Genomic DNA, 17,556 nt, shown 5'->3' with positions numbered 1-17,556 from the left:
CTACTCTTCATCAGCCTCGGGAAACAGGTCGTCCGACACGTTCACGTCGCCGCATGCGGCCACCGCCCGCTTCCAGTCGCCCTTCACGAACACCAGCACGTTCTGGTGCGTCTTGCCCAGCTTCCGGCTGGCCGCGAACTGCTTGCCGGCCCGGATGGGCAGGCTGCCGTAGGCGGTGAGCAGGATGGCCTCGTTGTACAGCTGCGCGCCGGCGTCGAGGAAGGCCTCGATGGTGTCGGCCACGAAATTGCGGTAGACCCCGGTGCCGCGCTTCTCGCGGACGTCGCCCACCACGAAGCAGGCAAAGCGGTCGGGCTTGAGCTGGCCCACGGCGCCCGCGATCACCTCGCGGTAGGCCGTCAGGAAGGCCGGATAGTCCATCGTGGACAGGTCGGCCGGGTCGTCCGAATAGCGTTCCAGGTCCGCGTACGGCGGGCACGAGAACACGAAATCGGCCTCGACATCGGCCAGGCGCCGCCCGATCTGCCGGCTGTCGCCGACGTGCCAGGCTGGCGCCGGGTCCGCCGGCTGCAGCAGGCCCAGCTGGCCGCGGTTGGCCTCGACCTGTTCCGGCCGAAGCTCCATGCCGACCTACTGCCGGCCCAGCCGCGCCGCGACGATGCCGCGCACGCTGCCGCCGGCGAACGGATCCAGCACCATGCCGCCGGCCGGGCAGAACCAGCGGTAGGCCAGCTCGCACAGCACCGGGTCAAAGACGCTGGTCCTGTGCTGCGTTGCCGGGCCGCCAGCCTTCTGATGCTCAGACGCCGAGGCGTACGCCGGCGCGTCGCGGCCCAGCTCGGACTGGATGCCCAGTGCCAGCCAGGCCTTCTTGCGATCCTGCCACGCCGCGTCGCGCGCGTTGAGCGTGCTGAACGGCGGCACCATGAACCGGTCGGCCAGCGACTGGCCACCACCACCGCCCGGCCCGGGCTGCTGCGGGTCCAGCAGCTCGGCCAGCTCGCCGGCGTCGAAGCCTGTCAGCGACAGGTCAAAGCCAACGTCGCGCAGATCCAGCAGCTCGCCGGCCAGCAGGTCGACGTCCCAGCCCGCGTTCTCCGCGAGCTTGTTGTCGGCCAGGATGTAGGCGCGCCGCTCGTCCGCCGACAGGTGCGACAGGTCGACCGTTGGCACCTCGCCCTGGGTCGGGCAGTTGGCGATGGTCTCGCCGGCGGCCCACAGCTGCGTGGCCGCTTCCAGCCGGCCGTGGCCCGCCAGCAGCTCATCGCCCGCGGTCAGCGCCGGGTTGGTCCAGCCGAACTGCCGCAGCGAAGCCTTGATCTGCTCGATCTGGGCGGCGCTGTGCGTCCTCGCATTCCGCTCGTACCGGACCAGGTCGCTCGCCGCGCGGTAGCGGATGGCGAGCTGATCGGCCTTTTTCATACGCGGTAGAAATGCGGGGACGGGAAATAAAAACGCCCGGAACGGGTGACCGGGCAAACCACCACAGGAGCGGTGGAAGGAGACAACGGAACGGGAAGTGGCCGGACGATGCTAGGCTTGCGGTTCCCTCAAACAAAAAAATGAAGCAAATGGCAAATCTTTTGTCTCGACAGGTATTTGTCCTTATCGGGAACAACAATACGGGTAAGACATCTTTCCAACGGCACCTGCTGGCGTATCTTTGCGACCAACCGTACCAAAAATTACCTACCGGTCGAACTTGGGATGTCGTCCACCAGGATGCCCCTCGCCGCTTCGAGAAGATCTTCCTGGCCAACCGCAGCTTCCAAGAGAAGCGAAGCGAATGGGGCCCCATCGACGACTACGTCAACGGTGCGCTAGATCAGGATGCTGACGTAACGATCCTGTCATCCCATGCTGACAAGGGGTCGCTCCAGGACATCCAACGCATGTTTGAGCTCCCCATCGCCCGCGGATATAACGTCTCGGTGATCTTCTTCAGCAATGCTTTCGGCACTGCCGAGCAAGATATTTCTGCGAGTCACCACTGGAACGAACGTCTTGTGATTAACAATCCCCCGGTGAAAACGCAGGAGACGCAACAGGAGAAAATCCAGAACCAGCTGTGGAGAAGGGCCATCGAGTTCAGCAACCTACTGATGCGCCGAGCCATCGCTTGGTGAACTCCAAAACGAAAAAGCCCGCTTGCGCGGGCTTTAGACGTAGTTCGGAGGTGTATCGAATTGAGGCGATTTTTGTGCATGAAATGCACAATGTCAAGCCACCTCTTCGATTTTCACCATCGCGGCAGCCTTCAGGCGGATGTCGATCGCCGTCCAGGCAACCGATTCAACCCCGGGCGCGGCCATCAATCCGCGCTTCTTCTCGCCCTCGATCCAGACCTTCAGCTTGGTGTTGTGGGCGCTGACCGTGTTGCGGTGCGCGCCGCAGTCTTCCGCGATCTGCTGCAGGTCGACCCGGACGCCGAAGATCTTCTCCAGGATCGACCGCCGCACGCGGTAGTGCGAGAACGTGCCGGACAGCTGCTGCATGGCCCGCTCGGTCAGCCAGACGATGGCCGCTTCCCATTCCGGGTTGGGGCGCCGGGCAGCGCAGCAGGGTCGGCCGCAGTCGCAGATGATGTCGCGCGGCGCGCAGCGCGCGGTGAGCACTGCCTGGTGCAGCTCGGGCAGCATGCTCAGTTCGTTGCGGATCATGCCCGCCTGCGCCGCGCCGTCGACGCCGATCAGCCCTTTGCCTGAGCCGATAGCCGGCGTCATGGCCTTGTTCATCGCCGAGGCCTGGTACTGCTGGCCCGAGTAGTTGAACGCGAACACCAGCGCCGCGTGCGAGCTGTCGAAGAGGCGTTCTTCCGTCATGTTTTCCCCCGTCAAATTCATTCCTCACGCCGCCTGCAGCGGCAGTTGTTCCACGATGACGCGCACGCCTGGCGTCGTGCCGTAGCGCTTGCTGATCCGGTACTCGACCGCCTGCGCGTCGTCGATCCACACGATGCCGTTCATCCCGTCCTTGACGGCCTTGAGCACGTTGTCGGCGTCGGGCTTCTTGGTCGCCGCGACCTGGCCGGCCTCGGCCAGCTGCTGGCGCTTCTTGGACCAGCTGGCCGGGATCTGCAGCCGGATCTCCAGCGTCAGCTCGACCGGGCCGTCGAACGGCGGGCGGCCGGACATGGCTTGCGTCGCGGACAGCTTGACCAGGTTCTCGTAGGTGGCCGTCTTCTCCGGCGTGTAGGTCCGCACGAAGGCGCCTTGGCGCGCGAACTTGGGCCGGCCCTTGGCCACCGGCTGGCCTGGGATGGTAAAGGCCACGCGGCGCAGCGCCCGCTGGGGTCGGTCGAAAAGCGATTGCGTCATGCTGCCACCTGACCCGGCGCGACGCCGTACATGAGCCGGTACACGCGCTCGAACTCGTTGGGGTTCATCCGCTCGGCCTTGCTGACCTCGCGCTCGATGCGGTGCTGCTCACCGGAATCGCGGATGACCCGCAGCCGGAACCAGAACCACGCCTCGCCGTCCTGCTGCGGCGGAATGCCCAGCTCGCAGGCCTTGGCCTGCACGCCTTCGGTGGTCTCGTCCCAATCCGCCGCGGTACCGCTGCCCTGCCCTAGCGCCAGGGCCTCGTCGATGAACGGCTCGAGAAAACCCGGGTTCACCGCCGACGGGTCCCCATCGGCAGCCCTTCGCGCGCACGCGAGGGCATGAGCCCGGAGCAACACCGGCAACGCGACTTGGCGCGCCTCAAGCCGGAGCAACGCCTCGTGCGCGCGCGAGGACAGCCGCAACGTCCTGCCCCGCTCGGCTTCGAGCAGCACCAGTTGTTCGCCGATCGCGTCAGCGGAAAGCGGCGGCGGCGAGTCCGAGTTATCCACAGGGCCTACACCGGTTGAGCCACCTACGCCGCCGCTATAGCTTTTAACTTCTCTCTCTCCCTGTCCCTGTCCCTCTCCCTGTCCCTCTCTCTCTCTTAGCCGTGACTGACCGCACATGTCACCGTGACTGTCACGCACCTGTCCGCGTGACAGGTCTGTGACCAGTCGTCGCAGTTCCGTGGTCGAGGTGTTCCAAGGCAGTGACTGTCCGGCGGCTTTCAACTGCTCGAACATGCGCGTGCGGTCCTCGCGCTCGCGGCGCTTGCGGTCCCGTTCGTGCTCGTCCTTCTCGCGGCGCTCGACCTTGGCGGCCCAGCTTTCCATGGCCTTCTCGCAGACGGTGGGGTTGTAGAGGCGGCCGTCGCTGCATTTGACCCAGCCGCGCATGACCTCGTCGCGGACCTTGGCCCACTTCGCCGGGTCGCACATGGCCAAGTCAGCCAGCACGTCGTCATCGTCCTCGAGCGAGCCCGCCGGCACGTCATGCCACGCGGCCGTCCAAAGGTTGATCTGGTAGAAGGCCAGCGCCGGATTGCGCTTCGCCTTGAGCCACGATTTCGAACGCCGCAGCCGGTTGATCTCCAGCGGCATGAATGGGAAATCCCGCAGGTCGCAATCGGGAGGGGTGAGGGGCAATGGTGCTTCGCTCATGGCCGCCCCATAGGAAATCCATCGTGCCGCACGCCGTCGAGCAGGCGGCCAGCGGTTTTCTTACCGAGGCGCCGTACGGTCGCGCCGTCACGGAAGTGGAAGTGCTCACCAGGGCCAGGAACTTCGCTGACAGATCCCCATTCGCCCCACTGCTTAAACAGGAACGGCACGCCTGCCGCGGCGCACTGGTCGCGCAGGCTGCGGGCCCAGTCCGGATGCATCGGGCGCGCGCCAGGGCCGCTCTCGCCGCCGACGATCACCCAGTGCAGCGGCGACGCGTCGCCGTCTGGCACGTCGATGGGGCCGTCGACGCTGAACACCGTCACTTCCTCGAGTAGCGGCTCCATCGACAGAAAGCGCACCGCCGCCGGCGTGGCCAGCAGCTTCGGGATGTCGCGGTCAGCCTCGGCCTGATTCACGATCGTGGCGCCGAGCCAGACGTTCGACGGTAGGCGCCCAGGCATGCCGGGCCCAACGAGCATGCTGGCGACATTGCCGATCCGCTTCGTCAGCAGCAGCCAATCGAGGTTCGGCGTGGCCATGATCAGATCGAACAGGTCGGCGCGCCAAGCCGGATCGACGGCATTGTCGAACACGTCGGCCAAGCTCGCGCAGAACACGCGCTGGCGCCGACGGTGCTGGGCATAGAAGACGCCGGCGTCGCGGTTCCACGCGAGCGGCTTGCGCCAGTTGGCTGGCGACGTGCGCCGCCGCGGCGCGCCCGGGCCCCAGTTCACCGGCGTGCCGCCGCCGAAGCGGGCATTGCGTGTCTCTGCATAGCAGTGGTCGCAGCCGGGCCCGACCTTCTGGCAGCCCTCCCATGGGTTGAATGTATGGTCAGTCCACTCGATCTTGCTGTACTCGCTCATGGTCAGGCCACCTCCAATCCCTTCCTCGCCAGTGTGCGCAGCGCCTGGTATTCCTCGCGCGGCAGGCAAACCATGCTGTCATCACCAGGCGCGACGACGTCCAGCTCGAGCACGTCGAACAGCTGGCAGAACTCGGCGAACGTCAACCTGTGCCCGCTGTTGTTCAGGAACCGGGAGAAGTTGGTCGGCTCGACGCCGATGCGCTCGGCCACCTTCTTCTGGGTGAGCGGAGCAACACGGTTCAGCACCATGGATTCCAGGCTAGGCATGCGATGCTCCCAAGTGCTCAAAGAGGTTCATACGATTCACCCAACGAAACAGAACAGCCGGCGCGCAGGCCGGCGAGAAAAAGACAATGGGAAACGGATGCCACCACCGCTTGCCACTGAGGCAAGCAGCGCGCCGCGCTATGCCGCGTCGGCTTCGGCCAGATGTCGCCCTCTGCGGACTGCGCAGCATGGCTATTCCCCCGGTTGGGCTCTCGCCCGTCTTTTGTGCCCGGCGCCCCAAGCGGCGCGCCAAAGGTCTTGGTGCCTGGGTCGCCTTCAGGCGGCCTCAGGGTGAGATTCCTGAGCGTCAGCCTTCGGCTTACCGCCCTTCCGCGCCCCGCGCTCAGCAGGCGAGTCGCGCGACGAGCGCACGAAGGCCCAGTCGACCTTGTCGTTCAGCTCTTCGCAGGTCACCTTGCCGCCAGTGATGCGCTCGATGACCGGGCATTGTTCGGCCGAAACAGGCCGCTTGCCCGAGATCCACTGATGGATGAGCCCTTGGGAGACCCCCAGCTGCTCTGCAAAAGCCGCTTGGCTGGTCTTCGTCGATTCGAGGAAGTCGGCGAGTTTCATGCCACAAATACTAGCACAGCTAGTAAATAGATCAATAGCTATGCTCATTGCAGACTCAAATAGCATTGCTACACTCGCGCGCATGTCGCGACCAAGCAAAACCCTCGAAGCCTGGCAAGCTGAAGACGCAGCGCGTCTGAAGGCGCTCTATGGCGAGCGCAAAGGCAAGATGAGCCAGGAAGAGTTCGGCAGCCGATTTGAGATCGGCAGCCAGGGCATGGTCTGGCAGTACCTAAACGCCCATCGCCCCCTGAACATCAAGGCCGCCACGGGCTTTGCTCGCGGCCTAGGCGTCGAGGTCGATGCTTTCAGCCCGCGCCTGGCTGAAGAGATCCGCCGAGCGTCCAGCACTGTCACCGACACGGTTCCAACGGTGCAGCCGGGCACGGAAATTGGTGCGAAGCCCGCAGACCGGCTGCTCATCGTCATGGCCGAGCAGCACTTGGAAATCACCGGGGTAGCGGAGCTCCTGGGTGTGGAGACAGCGGTGGTCCGTGCGTGGCTGGAGCCCGACGGCGACAAGCTGCAGCTGCACCATGCAATCAAGCTGCAGGAGGCCTTCGGCTACAACCCGGCATGGCTGATCAACGGCAAAGGAAATCCGCGGTTGACGAACCGCCTAGAGTCCGAGCCGGACGAACCCAGCCTGCCCTTTGACATCGTCCATATCCCTCCAAACAGCTACAGGCGCATCCCAGTGGTTGGCATGGCTCAGCTCGGCGACAACGGGCACTTCTCCGATATCGAATACCCTGTGGGCCACGGTGACGGCTTCCTGGTATTTCCCACCATGGACCCAGACGCGTACGGCCTGCGCTGCAACGGCGACTCCATGCGGCCTCGCGTGAAGCACAACGAGTTCGTGGTGGTAGAGCCGAACCACGCGGTAACGAACGGCGATGAGGTCCTAGTCAAGTCGCAGGACGGCCGCGTCATGGTAAAGGAGCTGGCCTACGTGCGCGACGGCGTGGTGCACCTGTCGTCGGTCAACGAGCGGCACGGCATGGTGCGCATCCCGCAGGACCAGATCGAGCGGCTGCAGTATGTCGCGGGCATCGTCAAGTCGTCGGCTTGGCGACCAGACTAGCTTTGCGGGCCATGATTATCCCGACATGTGTAAGCCCGACACATGCCGATAAGTGCCTAATGGAGCACTTTGAAATCGATTTCACACCAAGTTTCTACGTTGAAACTGGATCCTCAAGCCGTCGGAAGTTACTTCCGTAGACGTTCGCCAACGCCCGCCGACATTCGTGCGCGCACACAAAACGTTAATTACGGTGTTAAGATTCCCCTTGCAACACATATAAAACTAAGAAGAACAAGGGGTATCACCATGGGCTCGATGAAAGTAACTCTGCCGAAGCTTCGGCTCATTGCCGGCTGCGCGCTGATTGGCTCTGTAGTCGCTGGCACCTTCTTTGGTGCCTCGGATCTCTCGTTCGACCCGCGGATCGTTGGAGCATCCATGGGTGCCCTGATCAGTGCTATCAAGATCTTTCATCTGATCTGAAAATGGCCCTTCCAGAGATTCCCATTGATGGGAACTGGGTCGACATCGGGTCTTTGATTTCCGGGTTCGTCTATCTGTTCTATCGTAAGCTGAGGCGCTGGGACCACCAGCGGTTTTTTTCCAAGACGACGGGTATGGACTTCGCCAATGGCGCGGCCCTCTTCCCACTGAGTATTCTTGCCCTCAGTGTGCTTTCGTCGAAACTGATCCAGGGCATTGTGGAAGCGTCCAAAATGAGCCTGTCGGTGGCCGGAATCTTTGCATTGCTCGCAATCCTCGACGAATCCGACGATGCGCAGTCGGCCCGGCAGCTCTACTAACACCCCAAAGTAAAAACCAGCAACAGCCCGCCGCCCGGCGGGTTTTTTGTTGCCCGCGCCACACACTGCAGCCGCCCTTGAGGCGGCTTTTTTGCGCTTCCGTCTATCAATACTAGCGAAGCTATTAAAACATACAATCCCGATGAACTAGCTCCGCTATTGAATTGAAGAACTAGCGTTGCTAGTATTTCTCCACGCCGCTGACGTTCGCAGCGGTTCGCTGGAGACAGAGATGCCAAACGCCGTTCCCCCTGCAGCCGCCTATCAGCGCGCGTACGAAGCGCAACAACGCGCCGGCGGCGGCCACGCCCTGCCGGCAGTGCGCGAGATCAGCCGCATGATGTACGGCAATCCGCACTTCGAGTTCCGCGGCACCGACGAAGACCAGGTCTACGCCGCCGCGCTCGACCGCAAGAACCTGATCGACCCGTATCGCTCGCCGGCGGTGGTCGGCCGCTACCGAGACGGCATCGACTACGTGGTTGTGGTCCGCGCCTTCAATCTGGACTGAGGCGCGCCATGACCCCTACCCAAGCCGCCATCCGCCAGGCAGTCGCTGACAGCGCTCGTGCCGAGTTGCTGCGCGAGCTTAAAGCCGCGCACCTGATCATCCGCAACGCCCTGAACCTGATGTCGCCGTGCCAGCAGATGGTCTGGGGCGAGCGCAATGCCCGCGACTGCGTCGACGGCGAAGGCATCACGCGCGCCAACGAGCGCGAGGCCGCGATCGCGCGAGCCACGGGGGTGCAATCGTGAGCCGCGACCTCTTCCTGACCGCCCTGGTCATCTGCGTGGCGCCGCCGCTGGTGGTGCTGGCAGCGACGTTCATCAGCATGGTGGTGTCGCAATGAAGCGCCGCCCCGCCCTTGCGCGCGCCATCGGCCAGCTGATCTGCCTGTGGCTCGCCTCCACCGCCGCCCTGGCCGCGCTGTTCTGCGTCTACGCCGCAGCGACCGACGAGCCGGTGCTGGTCCATCCCACCTCGTTCCGGAAGACCACATGAACCCCGAAATCACCTGGGAGGCCTGGTTGCGCCTGCAGCGCGCCGCGGGCTTCCGCCCCACCGGCCGCTGGCTCGCCAGCGGTGAACCCGAGCTGATCCGCATCCACTGAGGCCACCACCATGAACATCGTCACCATCCGCGCCAGCTCGCTGGCCGAGCTCTTCGACTGCCCCGCGCGCTGGGAAGCGAAGCACATCCTGGGCATGCGCATGCCGTCCGGCGCCGCCGCGCACCTGGGCACCGCCGTGCACGCCAGCACCGGTCTGTTCGACCAGGCCACGCTCGAGGGCGCGCCCATCACCGCCGACGACGCCGCCGGCGCGCTGGTCGACGCGATCCGCGACAAGAACGCCGAAGTGGACTGGGACGACACCGACCCGGCCGCCGCCGAACGCATCGGCCTGGCGCTGCATGCGCGCTACTGCGCCGAGATCGCGCCGCGCCAGCACTATGTGGGCGTCGAGGTTGCCTGCGAGCGCCTGGAGATCCCCGAGCTGGGCCTGGCCCTGACCGGCACCACCGACCGCGTGCGCACCACCGAGGCCGGTTTCGGCATCTCCGACCTGAAGACCGGCGGGCGCGCGGTGGGCACCGACGGCACCGCGGTGACCGCCGGCCACGGCCCGCAGCTGGGCGTCTACGAGCTGCTGGCGGAACACGCCCTGGGCGTGCCCATCAGCGCGCCGGCGCAGATCGTCGGCCTGAACACCGGCAAGACCGCCGCGGCGCAGCGCGTCGGTACCGGCGAGATTGAATCCCCGCGCACGGCGCTGCTGGGCACCGAAGAACAGCCGGGCCTGCTGCAGCACGCATCCCGCCTCATCCATTCCGGCGCCTTCTACGGCAACGGCAAATCCGTCCTGTGCTCGGCGAAGTACTGCCCGCGGCACGCCACCTGCCCCTACAAGTCCTGATCGAGACCACCACCATGACCGCTACTGCAACCCTCGAAAAAATGCGCGCGCCCGCCGTGCGCGAAGCCGCCCCTGTCGTGACCATGGGCTTCGGCACTTCGCAGTCGTTCGAACTGATGCAGCGCGCCGCTAACCTGCTGGCGTCATCCACCTTGGTCCCTGCGGCGTACCGCAAGGTGATCGAGAAGCTGGACAAATACGGCAACGTCAAGGAATCGCGCGAGAACCCGAACGCACTGGCCAACGCTGTCGTCGCGCTGAACATGGCCCAGCGCATGGGCGCCGACCCGCTGATGGTGATGCAGAACCTCTACATCGTCGAAGGCCGGCCGTCCTGGTCCTCGCAGTGGATCATTGCCGCCGTGAACGGCTGCGGCCGTTTCTCGCCGCTGCGCTTCGACATCAAGGTGCTTGGCAAGAAGGTCGTAGAGCGCACCGAAACCTACTGGGAAAACAACCAGAAGCAGAGTCGAACCACCAAGGTCGAGATCGTCGACAAGGTTTGCGTGGCCTGGGCTGTCGAGAAGGAAACCGGCGAGCGAATCGAATCGCCCGCCGTGTCGATCGAGATGGCCGTGAAGGAAGGCTGGTACACGAAGAACGGCAGCAAGTGGCAGACCATGGACGAGGTGATGCTGCGCTACCGCACCGCCAGCTTCTTCGGGAAGCTCTACGCGCCCGAGCTGCTGATGGGCCTGCAGTCCGTCGAGGAAGCCCAGGACATCATAGATCTGCACCCGGATGGCTCGTACACCGTGGCCAGCACATCGGTCGACGAGCTGCGCAGCGGCGCGCGCGCGGCGGCTCAGCCCACACAGCCTGCCGAGGTCGTCGAGCGCAAGCCCGCGCCGGTGCAGACCGCCTCATCCGAGGTGGAAAAACCGGAAGTCGATGCCGCGCATGCACCGGCTGGCGAGCCGGGGCCGGGCGACAACACCGGCGCCGACGACGCCCCCACGTTTCAGGACGTGAACCGCGAGCTGCTGCAGGCCTCGTCGCTCGAGGATCTGGACTACGCCCGCAGCCTGATCAAGCAGCTGCCGGACGAAACGCAGAAGGCGACCCTCAACCAGGTGGCCGCGCGCCGCATGCGCGAACTGGCGCCGCCGGATGAATCCGCCGCGCAGCCGACCCGCCGCTCCCGCGCGCCGATCAACGCTGACTGAACCCAATTCTGCGAACGGGCGGCCTGCCGCCGCCCCGCCCAACACCACAGGACACCGAAATGAGCCACTCCCCCGAAATGCGCGAAACCCTGAACATGACCGCCACCACCGTCGGCAAGGACCTGCTGTCCGCGCTGGTGTTGGAGTTGAAGATGCTGCCCGACACGTGGGTGAAGCTGTCGCAGAAGAAGCAGGACGACATCATCGATCGCCTGCGCAGCCGCGTTGATGCGTCGGTGAAGATGGCAACGCACCTGATCGCTGCGAACGGCCGCACCGTCGTCCAGGGCGATCTCGACAAGATCACCATCAAGGACGGCGCTCAGGCGCTGATCAAGATCGGCAAGTCGGTCTCCGCGCTGCATGAGCTGGCCGAAGCGCAAGGCCAGGCCGTGTTGCTGGTTTTGAGCGCCAACGCAGATGCGTACACCGGCGGCATGGATGAAGTCCGCGGCGAGGCAGACCAGCGCGGCCTGGACCTCGGCAAGGAATACACCGACGACGACGGCGACGGCATGCCGGAAGCGGATGTAGACGACGGCGTGATCGACGCCGAAGCGAAGGTCATCGGCATCGAGCACCAGCCCCTGCAGGAAGAGCTCGACGCGGCGTTCCAAGCCGGCTACGACGCCGCGGCGGAGGGCAAGCCGGAAAGCGACTGCCCGGTAATGGCGGGGCCGCTCTGCATCCAATGGGTGAAGGGCTGGAAGGCCTGGCACGCAAAGCACACCGAAGGGGAAGCGGCATGAAGCTCACCCACATCCACGCCCGCAACTTCCTCGGCATCCGGGCGGCCGACATCAGCCCGGCCACGCCGGTCACCCTCATCTGCGGACCGAACGGGGCCGGCAAGTCGAGCATCCAGGAAGCCGTGCGCATGGCGCTGGCCGGCGAGAGCGTGCGCGTCAGCCTCAAAAAGGAATATGGCCAGCTGCTGCACGACGGAACCGAATCGGGCTCGATTGTGATTTCCATGGGCCCGCAGTCCAACAGCGTCGCCCTGCCCTCCGGCAAGGCCACGCAGGGCATCCCGGCCGATCCCAGGCTGCCGTTCGTGCTGGACGCCCAGCGCTTCGCCCACCTGGACGTCAAGGAACGCCGCGCCTTCCTGTTCGACCTGATGGGCATCAAGATCGGCACCGACCAGGTGCGCGAGCGCCTGGCCGCGCGCGGGTGCGACACGAAGAAGGCCGAAGCGGTGTTGCCCATGGTGCGCGCCGGCTTCGAGGCGGCAGCCAAGGAAGCGCAGATGAAGGCCACCGCCGCCAAGGGCGCGTGGCGGGCCATCACCAACGAGACGTATGGCAGCGTCAAGGCCGCCGACTGGGTCGCGCCGGCGCCGGCCGGTGGCCCGGCCGCCGAAGACCTTGCCGCGACCATCGCGGAATGCGAGGCCGATATTGCGGAAGCCAGCGGGTCGGCCGGCGACCTGCAGCGCCAGCTGGGCGAGATCGACGCCGCGGCGCGCCAGCGCGCCCACCGCGATCGCCAGATTGCTGACCTGGCCGGCAAAGCGGACCAGCTGCCCAAGGCGCAGGAATCCGTCGCGCGCGCGCAGGCCGAGCTGGACGCCTTCCGGCCCAAGGTCGAAGCGCTGCGCGCCGCCGCCGGCGGCAAGGTGGCCGGCATCCCCTGCGCCTGCCCCGAGTGCGGCGCAATGCTGCTCTTCCTGACCGGACAGTTGGCGAAGTACGAGCCGACCCAGGCCGACCCGGAAGCCGCGGCCCGCCTGCCCGAGTACGAGCGCAGCCTGAAGGTGCTGGAAAACGCCCTGAAGAGCCGCACGGCCGAGCGTGACGCAGCTGACGCCGCCGCCAAGCAGCTCGAGCTGCTGCGCAAGGACGCCGCGGCTGACAGCGGTGATGCCGACGGCGAGCTGCGCGCCGGGATCGAGGCCGAGCTGGCGATTCTGCAGTCGGTCATCGGCAAGGTCAGCGAGGAACTGGAAGCCGCGCGCGCCGCGCGCCGCGCGATCGCCCAGGCCGCCGAGCAGACGGCCAAGGCCGCCCAGCACCACGCCGACGTGGTCGCCTGGGAAGCGCTGGCCGACGCTTTCGGCCCCAGCGGCATCCCGGCAGAGCTGCTGTCCGAGGCGCTGGACCCCATCAACGAGCGCCTGGCCGCAGCAGCAGCCGAGTCCGAATGGATGCGCATCGGCATCGGCGCCGATATGGCTATCACCGGCGACGGCGGTCGGCCGTATGCCCTGTTCTCCGAGTCGGAGAAGTGGCGCGCTGACGCGCTGCTGGCCGAGGCCATCTCGCGCCTGACCGGCATGCGCCTGCTGGTGCTGGACCGGGCCGACGTGCTGATCGGCGCCGAGCGCGACCGGCTCTTCTGGTGGCTCGACGACCTGGCCGCCGCCGGCGAGATCGACACGGCGCTGGTCTTCATGAGCCTCAAGGCGCCGCCGAGCGCGCTGCCGGAATCGATCACCGCCTACTGGATCGAGGATCACCAGGTTGGAAGCATCAGGGAGGCAGCGTAACCATGAACACCGAACCCCAACGCCGGATCATCCGGCTGCCAGAGGTGAGCCAGCGCGTGGGCCTCGGCAAGACCGCGATCTACGAGCGCATCAAGGAACACACCTTTCCGGCGCCAATCAAGCTGGGACGTGCCAGCGGCTGGATCGAGGAGGAGGTTCAGAAGTGGGTGGACGAGCAAATCATCGCAACGCGCGGGGGGCACTGATGCGGACGCTGGCAGAAGTGGAATCGCTGCTGGCCGTCGCGCGCGAGACCAATGTCGCATTAGCCTCGCGTGTCGCCCAGCTCGAACGCCTGGCGCGCGAGCTCAAGAACGCTGCGGCGAAGCACCCGCACCAGCCGCTGTCGCGCTGGGTGAAGTTCGGGCCGATGGCGGCCTTCCTCGCAACGATCAAGGACCAGGCATGACAGACAAGAATACGCACGCCGCGCTGCTGGCAATCATTCACCAGGAAGCTGGCCGCACCTTGTCCCGAGACGACTTCGAACTCTGCATGCGCGTGGCAAAGCGCGTTGGCACGGCAACTAGCGCCTTGCCTTCCGCATCTTTCCAGGACCGCGTGAAACCGTGGATGCTGGAATGCTTCGGCACCGAGATCGCTGGCGACCGCCAGGAGCGCAACCACCGCTTTCTGGAAGAGGCGCTGGAGCTGGTGCAGGCCTGCGGCGCCACTGCCAGCGAGGCGCACCAGCTCGTCGACTACGTCTACGGCCGCCCGGTCGGCGACAAGGGTCAAGAGGCCGGTGGCGTGATGGTCACGCTCGCAGCGCTGTGTCTGGCGCAAGGGCTGGACATGCATTCAGCCGGCGAAACTGAGCTGGCACGCATCTGGACCATGGTTGAGAAGATTCGCGCCAAGCAAGCCGCGAAGCCGAAACACTCGCCGCTGCCTGAGCATGTGCCGCCCGACGATGCGAGGGATGCTCTGGTCCTGGACGCGCTGAAAGGTGCCAAGTCCCTGTTGGAAGAACTGCCGGCTCATGAAATCGCGGGCACGCGCACGGCTGCCGCGTACATCGCCGTCTCCGCCGCCTTGCGCGCCAGCGAGGAGGTCAAGGCATGATCGTTTGCGAATCTGCACCAGCCGCTGCTGCGCAGGGTCCGCGTCTATCAGTCCTCGATCCCCAGCTCATGCGCACGCCGCTCGGCATTCCTCTTGATGCCGTCTGCAGTCAACTGAAATGCCGACGCATGCTCAAGCCACTTTCTGCTCGCATCAAAGAAATCGTCCGACTCGCCCGGATTTCGTGCGACCCTCTTTACCTTCGTAATCATAAGATCCGCCTGAGCCCGAATAGCGTAGAGCATGGGAACCGCCACGTTGTCGTGATCCTGTGCCTCCAACATCCGCGTGACTTCCATCACGCGAACCAAGTCTTCAACCTCCAATTGGGCCAACCCCGGCGGCGAATTGCCTTCCATGAAGACATCGTCCGCGTAACGCTGGCAAGCGCGCACGAAGTCAGTGGAAAGGAAATAGAGCCGTCTTGCTACACCGACCCGTTGACGAGCCACATCGAAATTCTGCTGTTGGATCTGGTCCCTACGTTGTCGCCACGGCACGTAGACGGCAATGCCGATACCCGCAACAGAGCCAATAGCCTGGAACCACGCAGCGACTCCATCTTTATCCGGCCACATCGCGTGGCAAGCAAGCGTCAGTATGGTGAGCGCGAGCAGCGCTGCACCAACCTCGAACCATTGCCAGACTCGCTTCAACATTCTTCGACCCTCCCGTTTTGGGGAGGCATCCTAGCATGAGCATTATCCACGTCGTTTCAATGTCCGGCGGGAAAGACAGCACGGCAACCGCCATATTGGCAATCGAGCAACACGGTCGCGAGGCGTGCCGCTTCGTGTTTGCCGATACCGGCAACGAGCATGCCGAAACCTACCGCTATGCGCTTGAGTACCTGCCCATCGCTCTCGGCATCTCCGTCGATGTGGTGCGTGCCGACTTCTCCGACGAGTTCGCTACGAAGCGCGCCAACCTCGCGCGGCTGGCGGCCGGCGAGCCAGAGAGCGCTGTCTACGGACGCCGCAAGTTCCAGTACGCCTGGACGCCGGCCGCCGCTGCGCGTGCGCTCGATCTACTGCACCCCACCGGCAATCCGTACCTCGACATGTGCATGCTGAAGGGGGGCTTTCCGTCGAGGAAGCGCCAGTACTGCACCGACTACCTGAAGACCCAGCCGCTGACTGCCTACGCAGTGGGTGTGTTGGACGCGGGCCATGCCGTTTGGTCGTGGCAAGGAGTTCGGATTGATGAGAGTCATTCCCGCCGCGAGCGCTTGCAAGGCAGCGGCGCATGCGTGAAGTCGTTCGAGGTGGTCGGCGGCGGCCTCTTCAATTACCGGCCCATCCTACGCTGGACGGCGCGTGATGTTTTCCAGGCCCACGAACTGGCTGGCGTTCGACCGAATCCTCTCTACCTACAAGGCATGGAGCGGGTTGGCTGCATGCCGTGCATCAACTGCGGCAAGGCCGAACTGCGCGAGATCGCGCGCCGTTTTCCAGAGCACATCGAGAGAATTGCCGAATGGGAGCGCCTGGTGTCTGCTGTCTGCCGGCCCCGCTCGCCAGTCTCCTTTTTCCACATGGGGACGCAAGGCCATGCCGATCAGGACTCGACCATTCACGCAGTCGTCGAGTGGAGCAAGACCACTCGGGGGGGTCGGCAATACAGTCTTCTCGATCAACTCGACGAGCCCACCGCATGCTCGTCCGCATATGGACTTTGCGAATGAACTACAGAAGCAAATTCCGCAGCCGGCGAGACCTTCGTGCTGTCGACCACACCGGTGTGAGTGCGGCCGGTGGCCGTGGCCTTGTCAGTAGCACAGCATGCTGAGGCGACGTGAAGCTATTCAGGCTCAGGGAGGTTGTACTTGGCACGGAGCTCGACCGCGGCAGGCTGAACGCAATCAAAGCACGGTTTCCAAGACGTTCCCCTCATGGTCGAGATGCTCCAGTTACACCCGGTCTCGTCGGGCTCGTGCCAGTAGACACCTCCGAAGTGTGCATCGGCACAATCCTCGCACCGGTCAGCAGCTTCTTGCACCAAGGCCCGAATCTCGTCTGCCGTCTTTATCTCGCGCATTTCCTGTCTCCTCGATATGGCAAAGGAATCCTAGCATGGCGAAAGAACGCCCTAAACTCTTCAGCGGCGACACGGAGCTGGCGTAGTGGGATACATCAATCCACTGTTGCGGCTGCCGGCATCTCGCACCCTCCTTGGGTTGCCTCCCGAACAGCGGAAGGCAATGGCACTTGTCCTCCGCCAGCTGCGCGATCAGGCGAATGTCGAGGCGGAGGTGGCGTGGCGCCGCAGGAAAGGGCCAATGGCAGCTTACTGGCGCGCCGTTGCGACCTATGAACGTCATCTTGCACACGCGCTGGAGCAATCACAGGAGGCAGCATGAAACGCCTAATCGAAACCACCCTAGACGGAGAGGCGGGCTGCATCCTTTCGGACTGCGAGCAGTACCGCTACCGCCTCTGGCGCGAATGGGACCGGACCCGGCCCGCACTCGCCTTCATCATGCTGAACCCGTCCATCGCCGACCACCAGGTCAATGATCCGACTATCACCCGATGCCAGCAGCGGGCGGTGGCCGGCGGCAAGTTCGGTGGGCTGCAGGTGGTCAACCTCTTTCCGCTGCGATCGACGGACCCAGCCGGCTTGCTGGTGCATCCGGCGCCGCTGGGCGATCGCCCCGACCTCAACGAATGCGCGATCATGGACGCGATCGACCGCTGCTCGATGGTGATCTGCGCGTGGGGCGCGCACAAGGCGGCGCCAGCGCGCGCAGCGGAAGTGTTGCGCGTCGTCCGTATGTGCGGCCGCGGGAAACTGCTCTATCACTTGGGGCTGAATAAGGACGGGAGCCCGAAACACCCGCTTTACGTCGCTTCTAAGATGCGCCCTGCCCCTTTTACAGGCAATACCCTGTATTAGCGCTTTACAGGCTGTGCCCTGTTCAGCGCCTATCGA

The 17,556-nt window shown here is 64.8% G+C and carries 25 protein-coding genes; 16 read left to right on the top strand and 9 right to left on the bottom strand.

Going from position 1 to position 17,556, the window contains the following annotated elements; all coding sequences use genetic code 11:
• The gene (locus GA0116996_RS28360) at positions 1-585 is read right to left on the bottom strand and encodes a hypothetical protein (RefSeq protein ID WP_208601230.1); all 585 of its coding nucleotides are present in this window, start codon (positions 583-585) and stop codon (positions 1-3) included.
• Between the two features lie 6 nt (positions 586-591).
• A complete protein-coding gene (locus GA0116996_RS28355; RefSeq protein ID WP_208601229.1) occupies positions 592-1,383 on the bottom strand; it encodes a ParB/Srx family N-terminal domain-containing protein in 792 nt (263 codons plus the stop codon).
• 140 nt (positions 1,384-1,523) lie between these two features.
• On the opposite strand from GA0116996_RS28355, the gene GA0116996_RS03175 reads away from it, so the two are divergent.
• Positions 1,524-2,087, top strand: coding sequence for a hypothetical protein (locus GA0116996_RS03175; RefSeq protein ID WP_092307199.1), 564 nt, complete (start codon positions 1,524-1,526; stop codon positions 2,085-2,087).
• 93 nt (positions 2,088-2,180) lie between these two features.
• On the opposite strand, the gene GA0116996_RS03170 is transcribed toward GA0116996_RS03175, so the two are convergent.
• The 6 genes from GA0116996_RS03170 to GA0116996_RS03145 form a co-directional block, all read right to left on the bottom strand.
• Positions 2,181-2,783, bottom strand: coding sequence for a DNA-binding protein (locus GA0116996_RS03170; RefSeq protein ID WP_092307197.1), 603 nt, complete (start codon positions 2,781-2,783; stop codon positions 2,181-2,183).
• Between the two features lie 24 nt (positions 2,784-2,807).
• Positions 2,808-3,278, bottom strand: coding sequence for a RusA family crossover junction endodeoxyribonuclease (locus GA0116996_RS03165; RefSeq protein ID WP_092307195.1), 471 nt, complete (start codon positions 3,276-3,278; stop codon positions 2,808-2,810).
• On the bottom strand, positions 3,275-4,444 hold the full coding sequence (locus GA0116996_RS03160; RefSeq protein WP_092307193.1) for a DUF1376 domain-containing protein: 1,170 nt from the start codon (positions 4,442-4,444) through the stop codon (positions 3,275-3,277). The genes GA0116996_RS03165 and GA0116996_RS03160 overlap by 4 nt, the downstream gene beginning before the upstream one ends.
• Entirely contained in the window at positions 4,441-5,313 is an 873-nt protein-coding gene (locus tag GA0116996_RS03155) for a phage Gp37/Gp68 family protein (RefSeq protein WP_092307191.1), read from the bottom strand. The genes GA0116996_RS03160 and GA0116996_RS03155 overlap by 4 nt, the downstream gene beginning before the upstream one ends.
• Positions 5,314-5,315: 2 nt before the next feature.
• Positions 5,316-5,582, bottom strand: coding sequence for a CII family transcriptional regulator (locus GA0116996_RS03150; protein ID WP_092307189.1), 267 nt, complete (start codon positions 5,580-5,582; stop codon positions 5,316-5,318).
• A gap of 276 nt (positions 5,583-5,858) precedes the next feature.
• Positions 5,859-6,155, bottom strand: coding sequence for a transcriptional regulator (locus GA0116996_RS03145; RefSeq protein ID WP_092307363.1), 297 nt, complete (start codon positions 6,153-6,155; stop codon positions 5,859-5,861).
• A gap of 40 nt (positions 6,156-6,195) precedes the next feature.
• Here GA0116996_RS03145 and GA0116996_RS03140 point away from each other — a divergent pair, with 40 nt between their 5' ends.
• The 13 genes from GA0116996_RS03140 to GA0116996_RS28350 all read left to right on the top strand — a co-directional run bounded on the left by GA0116996_RS03140 (position 6,196) and on the right by GA0116996_RS28350 (position 14,625).
• On the top strand, positions 6,196-7,242 hold the full coding sequence (locus GA0116996_RS03140) for a S24 family peptidase (RefSeq protein WP_167355469.1): 1,047 nt from the start codon (positions 6,196-6,198) through the stop codon (positions 7,240-7,242).
• 249 nt (positions 7,243-7,491) lie between these two features.
• The gene (locus GA0116996_RS28195; RefSeq protein ID WP_167355468.1) at positions 7,492-7,668 is read left to right on the top strand and encodes a hypothetical protein; all 177 of its coding nucleotides are present in this window, start codon (positions 7,492-7,494) and stop codon (positions 7,666-7,668) included.
• A gap of 2 nt (positions 7,669-7,670) precedes the next feature.
• Positions 7,671-7,988 (top strand): hypothetical protein, encoded by a 318-nt coding sequence (locus GA0116996_RS03135; protein ID WP_092307185.1) that lies wholly within the window; start codon positions 7,671-7,673, stop codon positions 7,986-7,988.
• A gap of 232 nt (positions 7,989-8,220) precedes the next feature.
• Positions 8,221-8,499: a hypothetical protein gene (locus GA0116996_RS03130; RefSeq protein WP_092307183.1), complete on the top strand. Its 279-nt coding sequence runs from the start codon at positions 8,221-8,223 to the stop codon at positions 8,497-8,499.
• Between the two features lie 8 nt (positions 8,500-8,507).
• Complete coding sequence (locus GA0116996_RS03125; RefSeq protein WP_141693708.1) at positions 8,508-8,744, top strand: hypothetical protein; 237 nt, start codon at positions 8,508-8,510, stop codon at positions 8,742-8,744.
• A gap of 91 nt (positions 8,745-8,835) precedes the next feature.
• Positions 8,836-8,991, top strand: coding sequence for a hypothetical protein (locus GA0116996_RS28190; protein WP_167355467.1), 156 nt, complete (start codon positions 8,836-8,838; stop codon positions 8,989-8,991).
• Positions 8,992-9,111: 120 nt separating this feature from the next.
• Positions 9,112-9,906 carry a RecB family exonuclease gene (locus GA0116996_RS03120; RefSeq protein WP_092307179.1) on the top strand — a complete coding sequence of 265 codons (795 nt, stop codon included), beginning with the start codon at positions 9,112-9,114 and terminating at the stop codon, positions 9,904-9,906.
• A gap of 14 nt (positions 9,907-9,920) precedes the next feature.
• A complete protein-coding gene (locus GA0116996_RS03115) occupies positions 9,921-11,072 on the top strand; it encodes a hypothetical protein (protein ID WP_092307361.1) in 1,152 nt (383 codons plus the stop codon).
• A gap of 59 nt (positions 11,073-11,131) precedes the next feature.
• Positions 11,132-11,821 (top strand): Rmf/CrpP family protein, encoded by a 690-nt coding sequence (locus GA0116996_RS03110; protein ID WP_092307177.1) that lies wholly within the window; start codon positions 11,132-11,134, stop codon positions 11,819-11,821.
• Entirely contained in the window at positions 11,818-13,560 is a 1,743-nt protein-coding gene (locus tag GA0116996_RS03105) for an AAA family ATPase (RefSeq protein WP_092307175.1), read from the top strand. Before GA0116996_RS03110 ends, GA0116996_RS03105 begins: the two co-directional genes overlap by 4 nt.
• A 2-nt stretch (positions 13,561-13,562) precedes the next feature.
• Positions 13,563-13,766, top strand: coding sequence for a helix-turn-helix transcriptional regulator (locus GA0116996_RS03100; protein WP_092307173.1), 204 nt, complete (start codon positions 13,563-13,565; stop codon positions 13,764-13,766).
• Positions 13,766-13,969 carry a hypothetical protein gene (locus tag GA0116996_RS03095; RefSeq protein ID WP_092307171.1) on the top strand — a complete coding sequence of 68 codons (204 nt, stop codon included), beginning with the start codon at positions 13,766-13,768 and terminating at the stop codon, positions 13,967-13,969. The genes GA0116996_RS03100 and GA0116996_RS03095 overlap by 1 nt, the downstream gene beginning before the upstream one ends.
• Positions 13,966-14,625: a hypothetical protein gene (locus GA0116996_RS28350; protein ID WP_208601228.1), complete on the top strand. Its 660-nt coding sequence runs from the start codon at positions 13,966-13,968 to the stop codon at positions 14,623-14,625. The genes GA0116996_RS03095 and GA0116996_RS28350 overlap by 4 nt, the downstream gene beginning before the upstream one ends.
• A gap of 47 nt (positions 14,626-14,672) precedes the next feature.
• Here GA0116996_RS28350 and GA0116996_RS03085 read toward each other — a convergent pair whose 3' ends face one another.
• Positions 14,673-15,284, bottom strand: a complete 612-nt coding sequence (locus tag GA0116996_RS03085; RefSeq protein WP_092307169.1) for a hypothetical protein — start codon at positions 15,282-15,284, stop codon at positions 14,673-14,675.
• 35 nt (positions 15,285-15,319) lie between these two features.
• Between GA0116996_RS03085 and GA0116996_RS03080 the strand changes: the two genes are divergently transcribed.
• On the top strand, positions 15,320-16,309 hold the full coding sequence (locus tag GA0116996_RS03080; protein ID WP_092307167.1) for a phosphoadenosine phosphosulfate reductase domain-containing protein: 990 nt from the start codon (positions 15,320-15,322) through the stop codon (positions 16,307-16,309).
• Between the two features lie 671 nt (positions 16,310-16,980).
• Positions 16,981-17,520, top strand: coding sequence for a DUF1643 domain-containing protein (locus GA0116996_RS03065; RefSeq protein WP_092307161.1), 540 nt, complete (start codon positions 16,981-16,983; stop codon positions 17,518-17,520).
• Positions 17,521-17,556: the final 36 nt, after the last annotated feature.

The organism is Cupriavidus alkaliphilus, assembly GCF_900094595.1.
Classification (GTDB): Bacteria; Pseudomonadota; Gammaproteobacteria; order Burkholderiales; family Burkholderiaceae; genus Cupriavidus; species Cupriavidus alkaliphilus.
Note: the sequence above shows the minus strand (reverse complement) of the source record. Positions and strands in the feature narration are given on the sequence as shown.